Raw genomic sequence first — 18,559 nt, forward strand, 5'->3', positions numbered from 1 at the left:
CGCCCCCAACGAGGTACCGATGCGGCGGGCTCGAGGCGCGAACGCTTCCGCCGCGGCTCCGGCGGACGCCGGCTCGGTCATCGACGGTTCGTTCGCGCGCCGGATCGTCGGATGATCACGGGCGGGATGAGGATGGCCGCGAGCATGAGCAGCCCGGCGACGAGCATGATGGACTGCGGGGTCCCCCACCCGTCATCCGCCAACGTGAACGGCGACGACACCGCTGCGTTCACGGCCGCCCCTCCCCCGGAGACCAGCACGCCGTTCGCGTCATACACGGGGGCGCCCGCCGCATCACCGGCAGCGGCTGAACCCGCGGCCGCCGCAGCCCCGCCGGCCGAGCCGCCACCTGAGGCGCCCGCCGCCGCGGCAGCGCTGTTGGCCCCACCCGAGGCCCCGCCCGCGCCCGTCGCCGGTGTGGCTTCCTGGGCACCGCCCGTTCCCTCCACGCACTGCGTGGATCCCTTCTTGTCGCAGTCGGGAGGGTTGGGAGCGGAGGCGGCGAGCTGATTGTTCGCCGGGGAGTCGCCCGGCTTGAACGTCGGGTTGTTGCACTTGTTGAAGTCGACCGGCCCCTCTGTTCCGGGGATCGACTTCAAGACGTCGGAACCCGCCTGGACGAGGTTCATCGGCAACGGGGAATACCCGAGGGCGGAAGCCTGCTGCTGGCCCTCGCACAGCATGTAGTTCGCGAAACGACTGAGGGTCTTGCCCTTCTCGACCGTGAAGATCTTGTTCGTCTGGGTGGGGACGATCATGTACGAGTAGCTCGACATCGGATACGCCCGAGGGTCGCCGCTGTTGTACACGCCGTCCAGGTTCTGCGTGAGGTCGGGGTTGATCGCGGCGGACATCAGCGCCACGGCGACCGACTGGTATGTCGGCTCGACGTAGTACCCGGCCTTGTTGAGCACCTTCACGACGGGGAACCCGGACTTCATCGCGTACGAGTACTCGACGTAGGTGATGGCCCCCTCGCCGTAGTCCTGGCTCACGTAGCCCGCCACGCCCAAGGAGCCGTTCTGTCCCTTGAATGAGGCGTTGACCTGCGGGAACTGCGAGCGCATGCCCTGCGTCCAGATGTTGCCGAACTGCTTGGACATCCACAGGGTGAACTGCGCGCTCGTCCCGGAGCCGTCCGAACGATAGACCGGCGTGATGGTCTTATCCGGCATCGCGAGGGCGGGGTTGTCGGACTGGATCGCCGGGTCGTTCCACTTGGCGATCTGACCGCTGAAGATCTTGGCGATCACCTCGCCAGACAGTCGCAGGTTCGTGACGCGCTTGCCGCCGATCTTGAGGTTGTACATCAGCGAGGTACCACCCGCCACGATCGGCATGTACGCGAACTTCCCCTGCAGCGGGGTCCCGTCGCTGAACGTCGTCTCCGGCGCGGAACCGTCCTCGGGGTTGTCCTGGAAGGGGATCTCACTGATGGCGAAGTCGACGGTGCTGTTGCGGAAATCCGTGCGCCCGGCGCTCGACCCCGTCCCCGAGTAGTTCACCGTCATGCCGTAGTTGCTGGCCACGTTCTTGCGCCACTGATCGAGCGCGTTCTGCGACCAGGTCGAGCCGGATCCGGAGATTGGCACGTACCCGTCGGCCTGTGCGGGCGACGGGGCCAGCGCGACGAGGGAGACGACCGCGAGCACCGCGGCGAAGCGGGCCAGGCGGGGACGGACATTCACGACGGGTTCTCCTCGGTGGATCGGTTGAAGCGTGCGGTGAGCGCGCGCAGCGAGAGGCGACGCTCGAGGTCCTTGGGCGGACGGCCCGGCGGCATGATGCGTCGTCCGGCACGCGAAGCGGCGACGGCGGACTCCCCCTCGATGCGGACAAGATCCCGAGCCGACGCAGCGGAGGCGGCACGGCGCTGACGGTCCGAGAGTTGGCCGGGCCCTCGTCCACCGATGAGGCGGGCGACGATGAACAGGGTCAGCACGAGCAGCACGAGGGTGGCGGCGGCGCCGAACCCGCGGGCGATCATGCTCGGCTCGGGGGACTTCACGAAGTCGAACACCTGTAGCGGGAGCGAGATCATCGGACCCGAGAAGGGGTTCAGGTTCATCTCCGCGGTGACGCCCGAGGTGAGCAGCACCGGAGAGGTCTCGCCGATTCCGCGGGCGGTGCCGAGGATCACGGCCGTGACGAGACCGGAGCGCGAGGTGGGCAGGACGACGCTCCACACCGTGCGCCACCGGCTCGTGCCGAGCGCGTACGACGCCTCGCGCAGGTTGTGGGGCACCAGGCGCAGCACCACGTCGGAGGCCCGGATGATGATCGGGAGCATCATCACGCTGATGGCGAGGGATGCCGCGAACCCCGAGCGCTGATTCGTGATGAGGGTCACGACGGCGGCATAGACGAACAGTCCCGCGACGATCGAGGGCAGAGCCGTCATGGCATCCGAGATGGTCCGCACGAAGCGGGCGAAGCGTCCGCCGATCTCGTTCAGGAAGACGGCCGTGGTCACCCCGAGCGGGATCGTGATCGTCAGGGCGATGCTGATCTGGATGAGCGTTCCGACGATGGCGTGCGCGATGCCGCCCATCGTCAGCGGGTCGAGGGGACCGGCGAGCTTCATCGTCTCGGTGAAGAAGTTCAGGTGGAACAGGGCCGACGAGCCCCGCACGAGGGTGAAGAACACCACGAAGGCCAGCGCCCCGAGCAGGAGCACGCCCGCGGAGTAGAACAACGCGGTCATGACCCGCTCGCTGATGGCGAGACGGTCGGCGCGCATCGCGGTCAGGACCGCGTAGATGCCGAGGAAGCCGATGAACGACAGCACCACCCACCCGACGACACCCGTCATGGGGGTGAGCCATCCGAACATCAGTGTCGAGACGGCGACGGCCGCCGCCCCGCTGCCGATGAGGTCGAAGCGGTCGCCGAAGGGAACCGTCCGCAGATCGCGTCGCTCCCCGACGGCGCCCGTGCGATGCGGAATCGACGTGCGCGAGGTGTGACGCGGAGACTCGTCTCGAGCCGTGGCCGTCGGGGCCTCGGGGGTGAGGATCGCCATCAGTTGCTCTCCGCTCCGGACCGGCTGCGCGCGACGATCGTCGACGCGGTGAAGTTGACGATCAACGTGATGATGAACAGCACGAGCCCCGCCGCCATGAGGGCGGACAGGCCGAACTGGCTCGCCTCCCCGTAACGGAGGGCGATGAGCGCGGACACCGAGTTGGTGCCGGTCTTCAGCAGCTCGGTGTTGATCGTGAAGATCGGCGAGATGATCATGACCACGGCGATGGTCTCGCCGAGGGCGCGTCCGAGGCCGAGCATGGTGCCGCCGATGATGCCGCCCCGGCCGAAGGGGAGTACGACGGCGCGGATCATCCCCCACCGGGTCGAACCGAGCGCGAGGGCACCCTCCCGCTCGCCGAGCGGCGCCTGCGAGAACGCCTCGCGCATCACCGAGGTCTGGGTCGGCACGACCATGAGCGCCACGACGATCCCCGCGATGAACGCCGAAGAGGTGTAGGCACCGGCGTCCGTCAGCCGTGCGCCGGCCTCGTCGGCGACGCGGAAGATCGGGATCCAGCCGAAGTAGGTCGAGATCCACTGGGCGACCGGGATGACGCCCGCCTGGAGGAAGAACACGCCCCACAGCCCGAACACGACACTGGGCACGGCCGCCATCAGGTCGACCATCGTGATGAGAAGGCCCCGCGCCCGTGGCGGCACGATCTCACTGATGAGCAACGCCGTCCCCATCGCCAGCGGCACAGAGATGGCCATGGCAACCAGGGCGATGGTCACCGTCCCGAACAGCACGGCGGCGACACCGAACGTGCCGGTCTCGGGCGACCATTCCTGCGTCGTGAGGAACGACGGACCCGCCACCGCGAGGGCGTCGCCGGCGCGCGCCGTGAGGAAGATCCCGACGGCGAGCATCACGGCGACGGTGATGGTTCCCGCGGCATACGCGGTGGTCCGGAACACCCGATCGGCGATAACGGGAGCGCTCTTCAACGAGCGTGGTTTCGGCTTCGCCGCGTCCGTCGTCGGCGGTAGCACCGCCGTCGTGGTGTCCGTCATGCGCCCTCCATCGATCGCGCCGGGAGTCGGCCGCGCCTCACGTCGCTCAGCCTCGAACGACGAGGGGAGGATCGCGGGGCGCCGGTCGACCGGCCGGTGTCGCGACTCGCTCGCTTCCCGTGGAACCGGCTCGGGTCGCCGGCATTGCGAGGCTAGGAGTCAGCCGTGAACGGCACCCGGTTCGACTGTCCACGTCGGCTGGCGGGGTGGTGAACGAGAGACGCTCGAAGGTGAACGAGGGACGACGCCGGTCGAGGCGTCATCGAGGTCCGCCCGTCGGCGTGGCGGTCGGGACAGGCGTCGGCGTGGACGACGGAGACGGCGGGGCCGGCGTCGGAGTCGCCCGGGCTGCGGCCACGAGGATCGTCACGGCGCTTCCGAGACGGGCGGCGCTCCCCGCCGCGGGTTCGACGCCGACGACGGTCCCCATCGGTCGGTCGGAGGCGACGGTCGTCTGCGCCGGGACGAACCCCGCTGCGCGCATCGACGAGGCCGCTGCCGCGGCATCCATTCCGACGACGTTCGGGACGAGATTGGATCCGGATGCCACGACCAGACGCACCGCGGAACCACGCGCCACCGCCGTCCCGGGGGCCGGGTCGGAGGAGAGCACCGTCCCCGCCGACTGGGGCGCGTCGCGCTCGGTGATGTCGCCGACGACGAACCCCGCCGCCGCGAGCGCGAGTCGCGTGTCGTCGAGGGAGCCGAAGGCGGGCACGAGCGCGGTGGCGATCGGTGCGGGCGTGCCAGGGTCGGACGCGGTCGGTTGCGGTGTCGATGTCGTCGTCGCGGTGGGCACCGGAGCCGAGGCCGCCGCGGACGGCTCGGCCGCGGGCGCCGCACGACCGGCGTTCGCCATGAGGGGACGGCGGCCGCCGTGCCCGCCAGCAGCAGCACGATGGCCGCGATCGCTCCCCACCGGGGTCCGTGTCGCGTCGACTCGTCCACCGGCGCGGGGGCCGGTGCCGAACCGGCACCGAGAGGGGCGGCCGCCAGGACCCGTGTCGACGACACCTCGTCATCGCCGGGGACGCGCACTCGCGCGGGGGTGACCGCCTCGAGGACCGCCGCGCGCATCTCGGCGGCGTCGGCGAAGCGGTCCGCCGGCTCCTTGAGCATCGATCGCACGACGACGCGGTCGAGCGCACCGGGGACGGAGCGGACGGCCACGGACGGGACGGGAGGCGGGGCGTGCAGGTGCGCCCGGATGACGGCGGACCGGTCACTCCCCGTGAACGGGGCGCGTCCCGTGAGCGCGAAGTACAGCATCCCGCCGACCTGGTACAGGTCGCCTCGCGGGCCGACGGGCTGCCCGCTCAGCTGCTCGGGCGAGGCGAACTCGGCGTTTCCGACCACTCCCGCGGTGACCGGCGACACGGAACTGCGCAGAACGTCGTCGCCGTGGGCCGTCTCTCCCGCCGCATCGGCGAGGCCGAAATCGAGGAGCGTCGATCGGGGAAGGCCGTTGTCGACGACGTGCACGAGCACGTTCGCTGGCGACACATCGCGGTGCACGAGACCGACCGCGTGAGCGGCACCCAGCGCATCGAGGATGTCCCCGGCCACCGCCGCGGCGTGGACCGCGGAGAGCGGACCGGTGGCACGGACGTGCTCAGCGAGGGTCACGCCTTCGACGATCTGCTGGGCAATCCATGCGATGGGGATGCCGTGCTCGCGGAAGGTCCCCATGTCGACGACGGCGACGATCGACGGGTGGGAGACGTGCGCCGTCCGCCTGCCCTCGCGGAGGAAGGCCTCGCGGACGGTGTCGCTCTGAGAGAGGTGGGGATGCAGCAGTTTGACGGCGACGGTCTGACCGGTCACCTCATCCCGGGCGCGGAAGACGGATGCCGTTCCCCCGGTGCCGAGGAGCCCTTCGACGCGGAACCTCCCCGCGACGAGACCGCCGGCATCGTCTACCATCAGTCGGCGCCCTCAGACCGGCCGACCGGCTGCCGCAACCCCGCGCGCCGACGAGCGATCACGCGGGCTGCGCCGACACGCGCGACCGACGTCCGGAGGCGCTGCCGATGCTGACGCCCTCGACGACGTCGGCGGACCGGAACACCGCGACGGCTGCGCGGCCGGCCGCGGACGCCTCGCCGGCGGACTCGTACCAGCGCGCGGCGGTCGCGATCGGCCGATCGCCGCGGCGCAGCACCCACGCGTGCTTGGTCGCCACGGGGCCGCGGACCGTCGACACCTGCATCTGGTCGGCGCGGGACTTCTCCACCCGGGCCGCGTCGACCGCGACGGACGGCGACGCGAAGACCGTTGCGCAGCGAGCGAGCTCGCGGTTATTCGTCGCGAGGAGCCGCCAGACGCCGAAGACCCCGATCGGGGCGAGAGCACCCGCGGCCGTGGGGCTCTCCATGAGGGCGAGCTGAGATGCCGCCAGCTCGGGGAGGAGGTACGAACGGAAGAGCAGCCACGCGCTCAGGCGCGGGTCGCGCGCCGAGCGGAAGGTGTCGAACACCACGCGCGCGTGCGCGGTCGGTCGTGTGGAGAGCGGTTCGCTCACGGAAGGCCCCTGTCTGACGGACCTCTGCGTCGGGGCTTCGGGTCCCCCACGCTGTTCCGCAGAGAAGAACGTCCTCCCCCCGCATGGCCGTGGCGCGAGCAGAGGGTGAACGAGCGGTTCACCACCCCGCAACGATTCGTCGCGAACTCATAAGCGACGTTCACCAGCCGGTTCATCCGGCATGGTGACGTCCGGCGGGTACGTCAGCGACACACGTGCGACGGAACGCGCGTCAGGAGACGCGCGCCCGAGGACGGACCCTCCGCGAACACGCCGCGGTGGTCGGCTCAGAGCGTGCGGCGCCCTTCGAAGGCGCGGCCGAGAGTCACTTCGTCGGCGTATTCGAGGTCGCCGCCGACGGGGAGACCGGATGCCAACCTCGTCACGCGGATCTCGAGGGTGTGCAGCAACCGGCTGAGGTAGGTCGCCGTCGCCTCGCCCTCGAGGTTGGGGTTCGTCGCCAGGATGACCTCTTGAACGGTGCCGTCGGCGAGCCGTTGCATGAGCTGGGTGACACGCAGGTCGTCGGGGCCGATGCCCGCGATGGGGCTGATGGCGCCGCCGAGCACGTGGTACAGCCCGCGGAACTCTCGGGTGCGCTCGATGGCCGCGACGTCTTTGGCGTCTTCGACGACGCAGATGAGCGTCGCGTTGCGGCGGGGGTCGCGACAGATCGAGCAGCGATCGTGCTCGGAGACGTTGCCGCAGATCTCGCAGAACTTCACCTTGTCGCGGATCTCGCCGAGGAGCGTCGACAGGCGCGATACGTCGAAGGACGGCGACTGGAGGATGTGGAACGCGATCCGCTGCGCAGACTTCGGGCCGATGCCGGGGAGGCGTCCGAACTCATCGATCAGGTCTTGGACGATGCCGTCGTACATCAGTTGAACCTCGTCGGGGGCTCGTAGGGTTCGTCGCGCACGTAGGTGGCGCCGAGCATCTGGCGGACCACGGCCTCGCCGTACCGCTGGACTCCCCCGCTGAGCGGGGCCATGCGCGGGACGACCACGGGCGGGATGGGCGCCTCGACCTCGTCGACCGGGGGGATGACGTCGTCATCGTCGACCTCGTCGGGGGCGGGCACCGAGGGGGTGACCTCGCGCGGCGGCAGGACGGCGCCCTCATGCACCGCCGCAGGAGCGACGGCCGTGGCTTCATCGGGCTCGTCGTCGACCGCGAGCGCCGTAGACGGTGCCACGGGAGCCCGGAGGGCGGTCGGCGCGGAACCGTCGGATGCGGGAATCGGGGCGACGGCCCATTCGGTGACCGACGACGAGTACGGCGCGGAGGTCTGCGAGCCACGCGGACCGGACGCCGGGGCCCCCGAGGTGGGACCGTGCGTCGGCGCCGAACCCGCCGGACCACGAGACGGCCCGCCGGGACCGGAGCCTCCGGGCCCGCCCGAACCGTCCTGCTCGAGGCGCGCGAGGTATTTGACCCGGATGCCGAGGACGGCCTGGATGGCCTGGCGGAGGTCTTCGCTCGGACCGCCCTCGGGGGTGCGCGTCTTGAAGGCCGCGAGGTCGCTGGCCGTGCGGAACGCCAGGGTGAGCACGTCGCCCTCGAAGGCGGCGACCGCGGCGGTGGAGACGACGAGCCACGACGACCGGCTCGCGACCTCGAGCTGACCGAGCACTTCGGGCCACGCGTCGCGCACGTGGCCGAGCTCGATCGGACCGACCGGGGTGGCTGGAGGCGTGGGCGCGGTCGGTTCGAGAGGAGACGCGTCGTCGGCGGGCGGGGCGTCGGCGCTGGCGGCGTCGGCGGCCGGAGCCTCGGCGAGCGGAGCGTCGGCGCTCGGAGCATCGACCGACGAAGCGTTGGCCGTCGGGCCGTCCCCAGCCTCAGCGACGGTCGGCGAGGACGCGGAAGACGGTGCATCGTCGGGAGACGACGCGCCCACCTCGGACTCCGCTGCGGTCGACGCCGACGTGGAGTCGGCGTCGCGCTCTGCGGCGGCGGTCTCGGGAGTGGGAGCCGTGTCGAAAGGATGGGCCTCGTCGGAGGAGACCGCGCGGGCACGACCAGCCGCGGAGGAACCGGTTCGCGCGGGAACAGCCGCCCCCGGCATCGACGCGCGGTCGGGCTGCTCCTGCCCCCGGCGATCTACGGCGGCGGCGGGCGCGGACATCGGCTCGTCGTCGAACGGCGGAGGAGCATCGTCGTCGGTGAACGGCGGCGGGGCGTCGTCATCGCTCGGCAGGGGCTCGGCGGACGTGTCGGGTCGGCCGGGAGCAGCGGCTCTCGAGGGCGCGACGGCGGCCGACACCGCTTCGGACGGGGCCGCATCCGGCGACGCCGCCGCGGCGGGGGCGACGGAGGGGGATGCCACCTCGGGCGCCGCGATCCGCCCCGGAGACGCCACGGTCGGCGATGCGACGGCGGCGGAACCCGAGCGAGGCGAAACGGTGGGCGAAGCGACCGTCGGCGACGCGATACCCGGAGAAGCCACACCCGGCGAGGCGACACCCGGGGAAGCCACACCCGTCGACGCGACACCGGGAGATGCCACTGGCGCGGACGCCGCGCCCGGCGCCGCGATCCCCGGCGAAGCGAACCGAGAACCACCCGGGCTCGCGACCGCGGGGGCCGCCGGAGCCGCACCCCGGGTGGCGATGTCAGCGGAGGGCGATGCCGGACGCCCCGTGGCCGGGGCGGGGGCGGACGCTCCGCCGCGTGCCGCCTCGAGGTCGTGCGCCATGGCGGGCGATGTGCCCTGGGCGACCCCGGCGTGGGTGAGCACGCGCGCAACGAGAAGCTCGAGCTGCAATCGCGGGGACGTGGCCCCGGTCATCTCGTCGAGAGCCGCGACGACCAGGTCGGCCGTGCGCGAGAGGCGCGCGGCGCCGAAGGCTGTCGCCTGGCGCGACATGCGCTCGAGTTCGTCGTCGGGCACCCCGCGCAGCACCGCCGAGGCGCCGGCACCGGTGGCGGCCACGACGATCAGGTCGCGAAGCCGCTCGAGCAGGTCGTCGACGAACCGACGCGGATCTTGACCGGTCTGAACGACCCGGTCGACCGCGGCGAAGGCTCCTCCGCCGTCGTTCGCGGCGAAGGCGTCGACGACCTCGTCGAGCAGCTCGGAGTGCGTGTAGCCGAGCAGGGCGACCGCGCGCTCGTAACGCACAAGCACGTGGCCGTCGGCGTCGGCGTCGCTGCCCGCGATGAGCTGGTCAAGCAACGAGAGGGTGTCGCGCGGCGACCCTCCGCCGGCGCGGACGACGAGGGGTAGCACGCCGGCTTCGACGCCCACGCCCTCGGTCTCGCAGAGCTCTTGGACGTACTCGAGCATCGCGGCCGGCGGCACGAGCCGGAACGGGTAGTGGTGCGTACGCGAGCGGATGGTGCCGAGCACCTTCTCGGGCTCGGTCGTGGCGAAGATGAACTTCACGTGCGCGGGCGGCTCTTCGACCAGCTTGAGCAGGGCGTTGAAGCCCTGCTGCGTGACCATGTGCGCCTCGTCGAGGATGAAGATCTTGAAGCGATCGCGCGCCGGGGCGAAGATCGCGCGCTCACGCAGGTCGCGGGCGTCGTCGACGCCGTTGTGGCTCGCCGCGTCGATCTCGACCACGTCGAGCGAGCCGCCGCCGCCGCGCCCCAGCTCGACGCAGCTGTCGCACGTTCCGCACGGGGTGTCGGTGGGGCCGGCTGCGCAGTTGAGGCAGCGGGCGAGGATGCGGGCCGACGTGGTCTTTCCGCAGCCGCGCGGACCGGAGAACAAGTACGCGTGACCCACGCGGTCGCTGCGCAGGGCGGTCATGAGCGGCTCGGTCACCTGCGACTGCCCGATCATCTCGCCGAACGCCTCGGGGCGGTAGCGGCGGTACAGGGCTGTGGTCACTCCCCCAGCCTACGGCGTACCTCCGACATCGCCTCCGCGGCCGCTCCCCGCGCGGTTCACCCTCCGCGTGGGGGGTGTATCGAGCACCGGATGCCGGATCCCCACGCCGCGACGCCGCCGCCGCCACGCCGCTCGACGCTCGACCGACCCGCCCGCCGTCACCGGAACAGGAGACGTCTTCGGAACAGGCCGGTTCTTCTCTCGCCGCCCTGTTCTCGTCGCATCCGCCTGTTCTCATGCCATCCGCCGCGCCCCCGACGCCGGCGCCGCACCGCTCCCCCGAAACGCCGAACGCGGCGACACCCCGGAGGATGCCGCCGCGTCACGGAGACTCAGAAGCCGCCGTCGAGTCCGACCGCGATCGGGCCGGTGTCGTCCCCGACGATCGGAATCGCCGTGGTGACGATCGGGACCGACGCCGACAAAAGCGTCCCGTCCTCGCGCACCGATCCCTCGAGCTGCCGGATCGACGGGCGTCCCGGACGCACCGGACCCTGGCCGTGCAGCGCGACGCGCACCGTCTCGCCCGGGCTGACGGTGTAGTCCACTCCGCGCACCGCGAAGGTGACCGCTTCGCCCTCTCCCCCGGCGCGCAGGGTCAGCGCCGACGCGGTGAGGGTGATGTCGAGACGCGTGCCGTGCCAGTGCAGCACGTACGACAGCTCGGGCCAGTCGGCGGGCAGACGCGGGTCGAAGGTGAGCAGACCGAAGTGGTCGCGCATGCCGCCGAAACCGCTCACGAGGGCCGTCCAGACGCCACCGGCCGAGGCGACGTGCACCCCGTCGGAGGCGTTGTGGTGCAGGTCGCCGAGGTCGACGAACGCCGCCTGACGGAAGTACTCCAGCGCGAGGTCCTGGTAGCCCACCTCGGCCGCGAGGATCGACTGCACGACCGCCGACAGCGTCGAATCGCCCGTGGTCAGCGGGTCGTAGTACTCGAAGTCGGCGAGCTTCTCGGCATCCGTGAAGTGGTTTCCCTGCAGGAACAGCGCGAGCACCACATCGGCCTGCTTGAGCACCTGGTACCGGTAGATCACCAGCGGGTGGAAGTGCAGCAGGAGCGGGCGCTGATCGGGCGGGGTGTTCTCGAGGTCCCAGATCTCGCGCTCGAGGAAGACGGCGTCCTGAGGATGGATGCCGAGGGCCTCGCTGAACGGGATGTGCATGGCCTCGGCGGCTTTGTCCCAGCGCTCGGGCTCGGAGGGGTCGAGGTTCATGCGGTCGGCCATCTGGGCGTAGGCCTCGGGGCTGTTCTCGGCGAGATCGCGCACGGTGCGCGCCGCGAAGCGCAGGTTGAAGCGCGCCATGACGTTCGTGAAGAGGTTGTCGTTCACGACGGTCGTGTACTCGTCGGGCCCGGTGACGCCGTGGATGTGAAACGAGTCGTGCTCGCCCTCGTCGGCCGCGTCGCTCGAACGCCAGAACCCGAGCGTCGACCACAGGCGCGCGGTGTCGACGGCGATGTCCACCCCCTCGCGGGCGAGGAACTCCTCGTCTCCCGTCGCGCGGACGTACTTGGCCAGGGCGAAGGCGACGTCGGCGTTGATGTGGTACTGCGCGGTGCCGGCGGCGTAGTACGCGGAGGCCTCTTCGCCGTTGATGGTGCGCCAGGGGAACAGCGCCCCGGCCTCGTTGAGCTGGTGCGCACGCTTCCGCGCGGCGGGGAGCATGAGATAGCGCATGCGCAGCGCGTTGCGCGCCCAGAGCGGCGATGTGTACGCCAGGAACGGGAGGACGTAGACCTCGGTGTCCCAGAAGTAGTGGCCGCTGTAGCCGGATCCGGTGACGCCCTTGGCGGGAACGCCCTGTCCGTCGGCGCGGGCCGCGGCCTGCGCGAGCTGGAACAGACACCAGCGGGTGGCCTGCTGCAGGTCGCCGTGACCGCCGATGCGCACGTCGGAGCGGTCCCAGAAGTCGGCGTACCAGGCGATCTGCTTCTCGACGAGCTTGTCGATGCCCGTCTCGACAGCGCGGTCGAGCGTGCGACGGCAGCGGTCGAGAAGCTCACCCGTGGGGACACCCCGTGAGGTGTGGTAGCTCACGAGCTTGGTGATCGTGGTCGGGACGCCGGCCCGGGCATGGACGCGATAGACGTTCTTGGCGATGTCGGGCTCGATGAGCTGTCGCGAGGTGTACTCGTTCTCGGTCTCGACGAGGTGGTCGGCGATGACCGCCAGGGTCATGTTCGACTCGCTGACCTCGTAGCTGAGCGCTGAGCGGTTGCCGTCCTGCCAGTACTCGCGCGGCTGCAGCACGCGGTCGCTGAGCTTCTCGGTCTTCCGCGGGTCGAAACCGGACTGCTTGGATGCCATCGGCGAGCCGCCGTAGATGCCCTCGCCGTCCTGCCGGTTCAACAGCTGGCTGCTGACGGTGACGGGAGCGTCGGCGTCGAGCACCGTGACGGTCAAGCGGAGCACCGCGAGGTGCTTCTCGTCGAAGGACACGAAGCGTTCGTCCTCGATGCGGACGCGCTTGCCCGAGGGGGTGACCCACAGGATGTTGCGGCGCAGGATCCCCTGGCGCATATCGAGCACGCGCTCGTACTCGCGGACGTCGGCGACATCGAGCGAGAGCGGCTCGTCGTCGACGTAGACGCGCATGACCTTGGCATCCGGAGCGTTGATGATCGTCTGCCCGACCTCGGCGAAGCCGTAGGCCTGCTCGGCGTGACGGATGGGGAACGTCTCGTGGAAGCCGTTGATGAACGTGCCCTGCTCGAGGGCGAACCGCCCCTCGATCGAGTTGCCGCGCAAGCCGAGGTAGCCGTTGCCGACGGCGAAGAGGGTCTCGGTGACCCCCACGTCGTCGATCGAGTACTCGGTCTCGACGAGGCGCCATTCGTCGACGGGGAAGCGATCGCGATCGATCATCGGGGCGTGCCTTCCGGTGGCAGGGTCGAACGTCGACGCGAGACGGCGGGGGGCCGCTCGCGCGGGTGGTGCGCGGTGTCGCCGTGCGGGACAGCGCGGGGGTGTCGCGGGTGGTGACGGCTCAGTCTACGAACGCGGCGAGGTCGTCGACGACCACGGTGGCCCCGGCGGAGCGGAGGTCGTCGGCTCCGACGCCCCGGTCGACCCCCACGACGACGCCGTAGCCGGCGGCGACGGCGGATTGCACGCCGCTCAGCGCGTCTTCGACGGCTACGGACCGCGCGGGGTCGACGCCGAGCAGCCGAGCCGCTTCGGCGAAGACATCGGGGGCGGGCTTCGACGAGAGGTGATCGCGCTCGGCGATGACACCGTCCATCACGACGGGGAAGCGGTCGCGGATGCCCGCGGCTTCGAGGACCTCGACGGCGTTCTTCGAGCTCGAGACCACTGCGATGGGGGTCCCCGCCGCCTGGAGCACGTCGAGGAGCGCGACCGACCCCGGGTAGGGGGCGATCCCCTCGCGACGGAGGATCTCGGAGAAGACGACATTCTTTCGGTTGCCGACCCCGCACACGGTGTCTTCGGACGGATCGTCGGAGGGGTCGCCCCACGGCACCTCGACGTCGCGGCTGCGCAACAGACTCGCGACCCCGTCGTACCGCTTCTTGCCGTCGACGTACTCGAAGTAGTCGCGATCGGTGTAGGCCGGCTCGATCTTCCACGCCGCGAAGAGCTCGTCGAACATGGTCTTCCAGGCCCTCATGTGCACCTCGGCCGTGGGTGTGAGCACGCCGTCGAGATCGAAGAGCACACCCTCGAATGCGGTGAGGTCAGGCAGGTCGGGGCTGTCGGTCACGGCGGGCTCCAGGTCGGGATGCGGTGCGTGGGCGGCGGGGCCGCGGCGCTCTCAGAGTAGCGGGCGGGCCCCACCGGGGCGGGTCGTGGCGTCGGTTCATTCAACCCGGTAGAGGGTCGATGGGGGTCAGCTTGCGACGGACAGCGTCTGCCGAGCGATCTCCAGCTCCTCATCGGTGGGTACGACGAGCACCTCGACGCGCGAGGAGTCGGCGGAGATGCGCCGGATGCCGCGACCGCGCGTCGCATTGCGCTCGGCGTCGATCTCGACCCCGGCGAATCCGAGCGTCGCCATGGCTTCGGCGCGCACGGCGGCGGCGTTCTCGCCCACTCCCGCGGTGAACGAAATCACGTCGACCCCGTTCAATTGGGCGAGGTAAGCGCCCGCGTACGCGCGCAGGCGGTGGATGTAGACGTCGAAGGCGAGGCGCGCCGCAGGGTCTCCCGCCTCGCGTCGCTGCTGGATGTCGCGCATGTCGGACACCCCCGCGATGCCGAGCAGGCCCGAGCGCTTGTTGAGGAGCGTGTCGAGGTCGGCGGTCGACATGTCGGCGCGCCGCGCGAGCTGCAGCAGCACCGCCGGGTCGAGGTCGCCCGAGCGTGTGCCCATGACGAGCCCCTCGAGCGGAGTGAGACCCATCGACGTGTCGACCGAGCGGCCGCCCTCGATCGCGGCGACCGAGGCGCCGTTGCCGAGGTGGAACACGATCTGCTTCAGCTCGGCGAGCGGGCGCCCCACGAAGGCGGCCGCGGCCTCGCTGACGAACTTGTGGCTGGTGCCGTGGAAACCGTACCGGCGGATGCGGTGAGCCTCGGCGACCTCGCGGTCGATCGCGTAGGTGTACGCCTCGGGGGCGAGCGATTGGTGGAAGGCGGTGTCGAACACGGCCACGTGCGGGACGTCGGGGAACGCCTTCTTCGCCGCGACGATCCCGGCGAGGTTCGCGGGGTTGTGAAGCGGCGCCAGCACCGACAGCTCGTCGATGTTGATCTCGACGAGGGGGGTCACCACGGTGGGCGCGAAGAACCGCGCACCTCCGTGCACGACGCGGTGACCGACCGCGACCGGGGCGTACTCGTCGAGCGAAGGCCCGTGCGCGGCGAAGGCGTCGAGCATGACCGCGAAGCCCGCGGTGTGGTCGGGGATCTCGCGCTCGATCGTGTACGTGGCATCCGTCACCGTGGGTGCCGGAGCGTCGGGGGCGGCGAGGGCGGCCGCCGTGACCGTGTGGGTCGCAACGCCCGTGCCCTCGCCGATGCGCTCGACGAGACCGGATGCCAGCACGCGCTCGTGCGCCATGTCGAGCAACTGGTACTTGAACGACGACGAACCGCTGTTGACGACGAGGACGACGCTCACTGGGTGCCCCCCTGGGCCTGGATCGCGGTGATGGCGATGGTGTTGACGATGTCGTCGACGAGGGCGCCGCGCGAGAGGTCGTTGATGGGTTTGTTCAGGCCCTGCAGCACGGGGCCGATGGCCACCGCGCCGGCCGAGCGCTGCACGGCCTTGTAGGTGTTGTTGCCCGTGTTGAGGTCGGGGAAGACGAACACCGTCGCCCGACCGGCGACCTCGGAGTCGGGCATCTTGGCCCGCGCGACGGCGGCGTCGGCCGCGGCGTCGTACTGGATCGGCCCCTCGACGAGCAGCTCGGGCGCGCGCTCGCGCACCAGGGCGGTCGCGGTGCGGACCTTCTCGACGTCTGCTCCCGTGCCCGACTCCCCCGTCGAGTACGACAGCATGGCCACGCGCGGCGCGATGCCGAACTGCTCGGCCGTGGCCGCCGACGACACCGCGATGTCGGCAAGCTGCTCGCTCGTGGGGTCGGGGATGACGGCGCAGTCGCCGTACACGAGCACGCGATCGGCGAGGGCCATGAGGAACACGCTCGAGACGACCGAGACGCCGGGGGCGGTCTTGATGATCTCGAACGCCGGGCGGATCGTGTGCGCCGTGGTGTGGGCGGCTCCGGAGACCATGCCGTCGGCGAGGCCGAGGTGCACCATGAGCGTGCCGAAGTACGACACGTCGGTCACGGTGTCGGCGGCCTGGGCGTAGGTGACGCCCTTATGGGCGCGGAGGCGGGCGTATTCGGTCGCGAACTTGTCGACGTGCACGGCGTCGAACGGGCTGAGCACCTCGGCGTCGCGGATGTCGATGCCGAGTTCGATCGCGCGGCCGCGCACCTCGATCGGTTCGCCGAGGATCGTGAGGTCGGCGATGCCGCGCGAGAGTACGGTGGCCGCCGCCCGCAGGACGCGGTCGTCGTTGCCCTCGGGCAGCACGATGCGGCGTTTGTCGCTGCGGGCGCGGTCGACGAGGCCGTACTCGAACATGAGCGGGGTGACGACGCTCGGGCGGGCGACGCCCAACTCGCGCGTGAGCAGCTCGGTGTCGACGTGGCGCTCGAAGAGCGCGAGCGCGGTGTCGTACCGGTGCTGCGAGTCGGCGGCGAGGCGACCGCGCGTGTTCATGATGCGCACCGCAGTGTCGTAGGTGCCGAGGTCGGTCGCGATGATCGGCAGCGGCGAGCCGAGACCGTCGATGAGGCGCACGATCGCATCGGGAAGCTCGAACCCGCCGTTCAGCACGATGCCCGCGAGCGAGGGGAACGTGCCCGAGGCGTTGGCCAGCAGGGCGGCGATGAGCACCTCGCTGCGGTCGGCCGGGATGACGACGACCGCCGACTCCTTGAGTCGCGGCAGCACGTTGACCATCGACATGCCGGCGACGACGACGTCGAGGACCTCGCGGGTCAACAGAGCCGGGTCGCCCTTGATGAGCTCGCCCTCGACCGAGCGCAGCACGCCGCGCACCGAAGGGGCGATGAGGAAGCGGTCTTCGGGGAGGGCCCAGACGGGCACGCTGCGACGCTCGGCCGGAGCCCCGACCGGAAGCGCGTCGACGACCTGACGCACGGATGCCGTGATCTCGTCGAGGTGGTCGGGATCGGCGCGGTTGGCGATCACGGCGAAGAGCGCGGCGCGCTCGTGCTGCAGTTCGGAGACGGCGAGCGAGGCGATCTGCCCGACCTCGTTCGGGGTGCGCGCGACCGACATGCCCAGCGTCTCGCTGTGCCCCTGCTGCGCGCGACCGCCGAGCACGAGCAGCACGGGGGCGCCCAGGTTCGCCGCGATGCGGGCGTTGTAGGCGAGCTCTGCGGGGCTGCCGACGTCGGTGTAGTCGCTACCGATGATGACGACCGCGTCGCACTGGGCCTCGACGGCCTTGTAGCGCTCGACGATGCGGGCCAGCGCGGCATCGGCGTCGTCGCGCACGTCGTCGTAGGTCACGCCCACGCAGTCGTCGTAGGCGAGGTCGACGCTGTCGTGATCGAGCAGCATCTCGAGCACGTAGTCGCGCTCGGCGGTGGAGCGCGCGATGGGCCGGAACACCCCCGCGCGCGGGGTGACGCGGCTCAGGGCGTCGAGCACGCCCAGAGCCACGGAGGACTTGCCCGAATGACCTTCGGCCGACGTGATGTAGATGCTCTGCGTCACGGAGCCAGCCTATTGCGGGCCTCCGACACCGCCGCGGGGTTGCTTCGGCGTCGAGTGATCAGGAGCGGTGCGCGGACAGGATGCGCGCACCGGCCGCGCGGAGGTCCCCGGCGAGCGCCGCGTCGGGGTCGAGGTCGGCGATGATCCCGGAAACCCCGTCGAGCGGGAGGATGCCGAAGCGCGACGCCGTCCCGAGCTTCTCCTCACTCGCGAGGACGAACGTCTCGGCCGCGCGGGCCGCGAGCGCGCGCTTCATGGCCGCCTCCTCGGCATCCCCCGTCGACAGTCCCGTTTCGGGATGAACCCCCGTCACACCCAGGAAGAAGAGGTCGGCGCTGACGCTCTGCGTTGCTTCCATCGCCGCGGCTCCGCAGGCGACCGCCGAATGCTTGAAGAGGCGCCCACCGAGCACGATGACCTCGGCGTCGTGATCGAGGAGCGCGGCGGCGATCGTCGGCGAGTGCGTGATGATCGCGCCGCCGAAAGAGCGTGGCAGCAGGTCGACCATCGCCAGGGTCGTCGTGCCCCCGTCGAGCAGGACGGTGGAGTCGGGCTCGATGAGGGCGACCGCGGCGGCGGCCACGCGCTCTTTACTCCCCCGAGCGACCTCGCGACGGGCGGAGTAGTCGGCGACGGCCGGCGACGCCGGGAGAGCCCCGCCGTAGACGCGGACCGCGAGGCCCGCGGCATCCAATTCTCGAAGATCTCGGCGGATGCTGTCTTCGGAGAGTCCCCACTCGACGGCGATGTCCTTCACGACGAGACGCCCGTCGCGCCGGAGCCGGTCGAGCAGAGCGTCTTTGCGGGCGGCGGCGAGCATGGTTCACATTGTTGCACGTTTCTGCACTATCGTTCCGGATCATGGACAACGCTCGCCCCGGCACCACCGTCCCCGATCACCGCGGTCGCAGCGGGCTGCACCTCACGGGT

12 protein-coding genes and 1 pseudogene are annotated in these 18,559 nt (G+C 70.8%); all 13 read right to left on the reverse strand.

The window, feature by feature from the left end; genetic code table 11:
* Positions 1–77: 77 nt before the first annotated feature.
* The 13 genes and pseudogenes from pstS to OVA26_RS13955 all read right to left on the reverse strand — a co-directional run bounded on the left by pstS (position 78) and on the right by OVA26_RS13955 (position 18,449).
* Positions 78–1,688, reverse strand: a complete 1,611-nt coding sequence (pstS, locus tag OVA26_RS13895; RefSeq protein WP_268104476.1) for a phosphate ABC transporter substrate-binding protein PstS — start codon at positions 1,686–1,688, stop codon at positions 78–80.
* Complete coding sequence (gene pstA, locus OVA26_RS13900) at positions 1,685–3,022, reverse strand: phosphate ABC transporter permease PstA (RefSeq protein ID WP_268104477.1); 1,338 nt, start codon at positions 3,020–3,022, stop codon at positions 1,685–1,687. Before pstA ends, pstS begins: the two co-directional genes overlap by 4 nt.
* Positions 3,022–4,041, reverse strand: a complete 1,020-nt coding sequence (gene pstC, locus OVA26_RS13905; RefSeq protein WP_268104478.1) for a phosphate ABC transporter permease subunit PstC — start codon at positions 4,039–4,041, stop codon at positions 3,022–3,024. Before pstC ends, pstA begins: the two co-directional genes overlap by 1 nt.
* A 259-nt stretch (positions 4,042–4,300) precedes the next feature.
* Complete coding sequence (locus tag OVA26_RS13910) at positions 4,301–4,900, reverse strand: PASTA domain-containing protein (protein ID WP_268104480.1); 600 nt, start codon at positions 4,898–4,900, stop codon at positions 4,301–4,303.
* A 392-nt stretch (positions 4,901–5,292) separates the two neighbouring features.
* Positions 5,293–5,964 (reverse strand): annotated as a pseudogene (locus OVA26_RS17430) (serine/threonine-protein kinase); the annotation flags it as partial.
* A 58-nt stretch (positions 5,965–6,022) separates the two neighbouring features.
* On the reverse strand, positions 6,023–6,562 hold the full coding sequence (locus OVA26_RS13920) for a hypothetical protein (protein WP_268104483.1): 540 nt from the start codon (positions 6,560–6,562) through the stop codon (positions 6,023–6,025).
* A 287-nt stretch (positions 6,563–6,849) separates the two neighbouring features.
* Positions 6,850–7,443 (reverse strand): recombination mediator RecR, encoded by a 594-nt coding sequence (recR, locus tag OVA26_RS13925; protein ID WP_268104484.1) that lies wholly within the window; start codon positions 7,441–7,443, stop codon positions 6,850–6,852.
* Positions 7,443–10,403: a DNA polymerase III subunit gamma and tau gene (locus tag OVA26_RS13930; RefSeq protein ID WP_268104485.1), complete on the reverse strand. Its 2,961-nt coding sequence runs from the start codon at positions 10,401–10,403 to the stop codon at positions 7,443–7,445. The genes recR and OVA26_RS13930 overlap by 1 nt, the downstream gene beginning before the upstream one ends.
* A gap of 332 nt (positions 10,404–10,735) precedes the next feature.
* Positions 10,736–13,273, reverse strand: a complete 2,538-nt coding sequence (locus OVA26_RS13935; protein ID WP_056229552.1) for a glycoside hydrolase family 65 protein — start codon at positions 13,271–13,273, stop codon at positions 10,736–10,738.
* Between the two features lie 121 nt (positions 13,274–13,394).
* A complete protein-coding gene (locus tag OVA26_RS13940) occupies positions 13,395–14,129 on the reverse strand; it encodes an HAD family hydrolase (RefSeq protein ID WP_056229557.1) in 735 nt (244 codons plus the stop codon).
* 126 nt (positions 14,130–14,255) lie between these two features.
* Positions 14,256–15,488 carry an acetate/propionate family kinase gene (locus OVA26_RS13945; protein ID WP_056229562.1) on the reverse strand — a complete coding sequence of 411 codons (1,233 nt, stop codon included), beginning with the start codon at positions 15,486–15,488 and terminating at the stop codon, positions 14,256–14,258.
* The gene (gene pta / locus OVA26_RS13950) at positions 15,485–17,629 is read right to left on the reverse strand and encodes a phosphate acetyltransferase (protein ID WP_268104487.1); all 2,145 of its coding nucleotides are present in this window, start codon (positions 17,627–17,629) and stop codon (positions 15,485–15,487) included. Before pta ends, OVA26_RS13945 begins: the two co-directional genes overlap by 4 nt.
* A 58-nt stretch (positions 17,630–17,687) precedes the next feature.
* Positions 17,688–18,449 carry a DeoR/GlpR family DNA-binding transcription regulator gene (locus OVA26_RS13955; RefSeq protein ID WP_268104488.1) on the reverse strand — a complete coding sequence of 254 codons (762 nt, stop codon included), beginning with the start codon at positions 18,447–18,449 and terminating at the stop codon, positions 17,688–17,690.
* Positions 18,450–18,559 lie beyond the last annotated feature (110 nt).

Source organism: Microbacterium sp. SL62, assembly GCF_026672635.1.
GTDB classification, from domain to species: Bacteria; Actinomycetota; Actinomycetes; order Actinomycetales; family Microbacteriaceae; genus Microbacterium; species Microbacterium testaceum_A.

What these genes read in the sequence shown, in the direction of transcription:
- pstC (WP_268104478.1), bottom strand. Translation starts at nt 4,041, where the DNA reads ATGACGGACACCACGACGGCGGTGCTACCGCCGACGACGGACGCGGCG.
- OVA26_RS13935 (WP_056229552.1), bottom strand. Translation starts at nt 13,273, where the DNA reads ATGATCGATCGCGATCGCTTCCCCGTCGACGAATGGCGCCTCGTCGAG.
- recR (WP_268104484.1), bottom strand. Translation starts at nt 7,443, where the DNA reads ATGTACGACGGCATCGTCCAAGACCTGATCGATGAGTTCGGACGCCTC.
- OVA26_RS13955 (WP_268104488.1), bottom strand. Translation starts at nt 18,449, where the DNA reads ATGCTCGCCGCCGCCCGCAAAGACGCTCTGCTCGACCGGCTCCGGCGC.
- pstA (WP_268104477.1), bottom strand. Translation starts at nt 3,022, where the DNA reads ATGGCGATCCTCACCCCCGAGGCCCCGACGGCCACGGCTCGAGACGAG.
- OVA26_RS13910 (WP_268104480.1), bottom strand. Translation starts at nt 4,900, where the DNA reads ATGGCGAACGCCGGTCGTGCGGCGCCCGCGGCCGAGCCGTCCGCGGCG.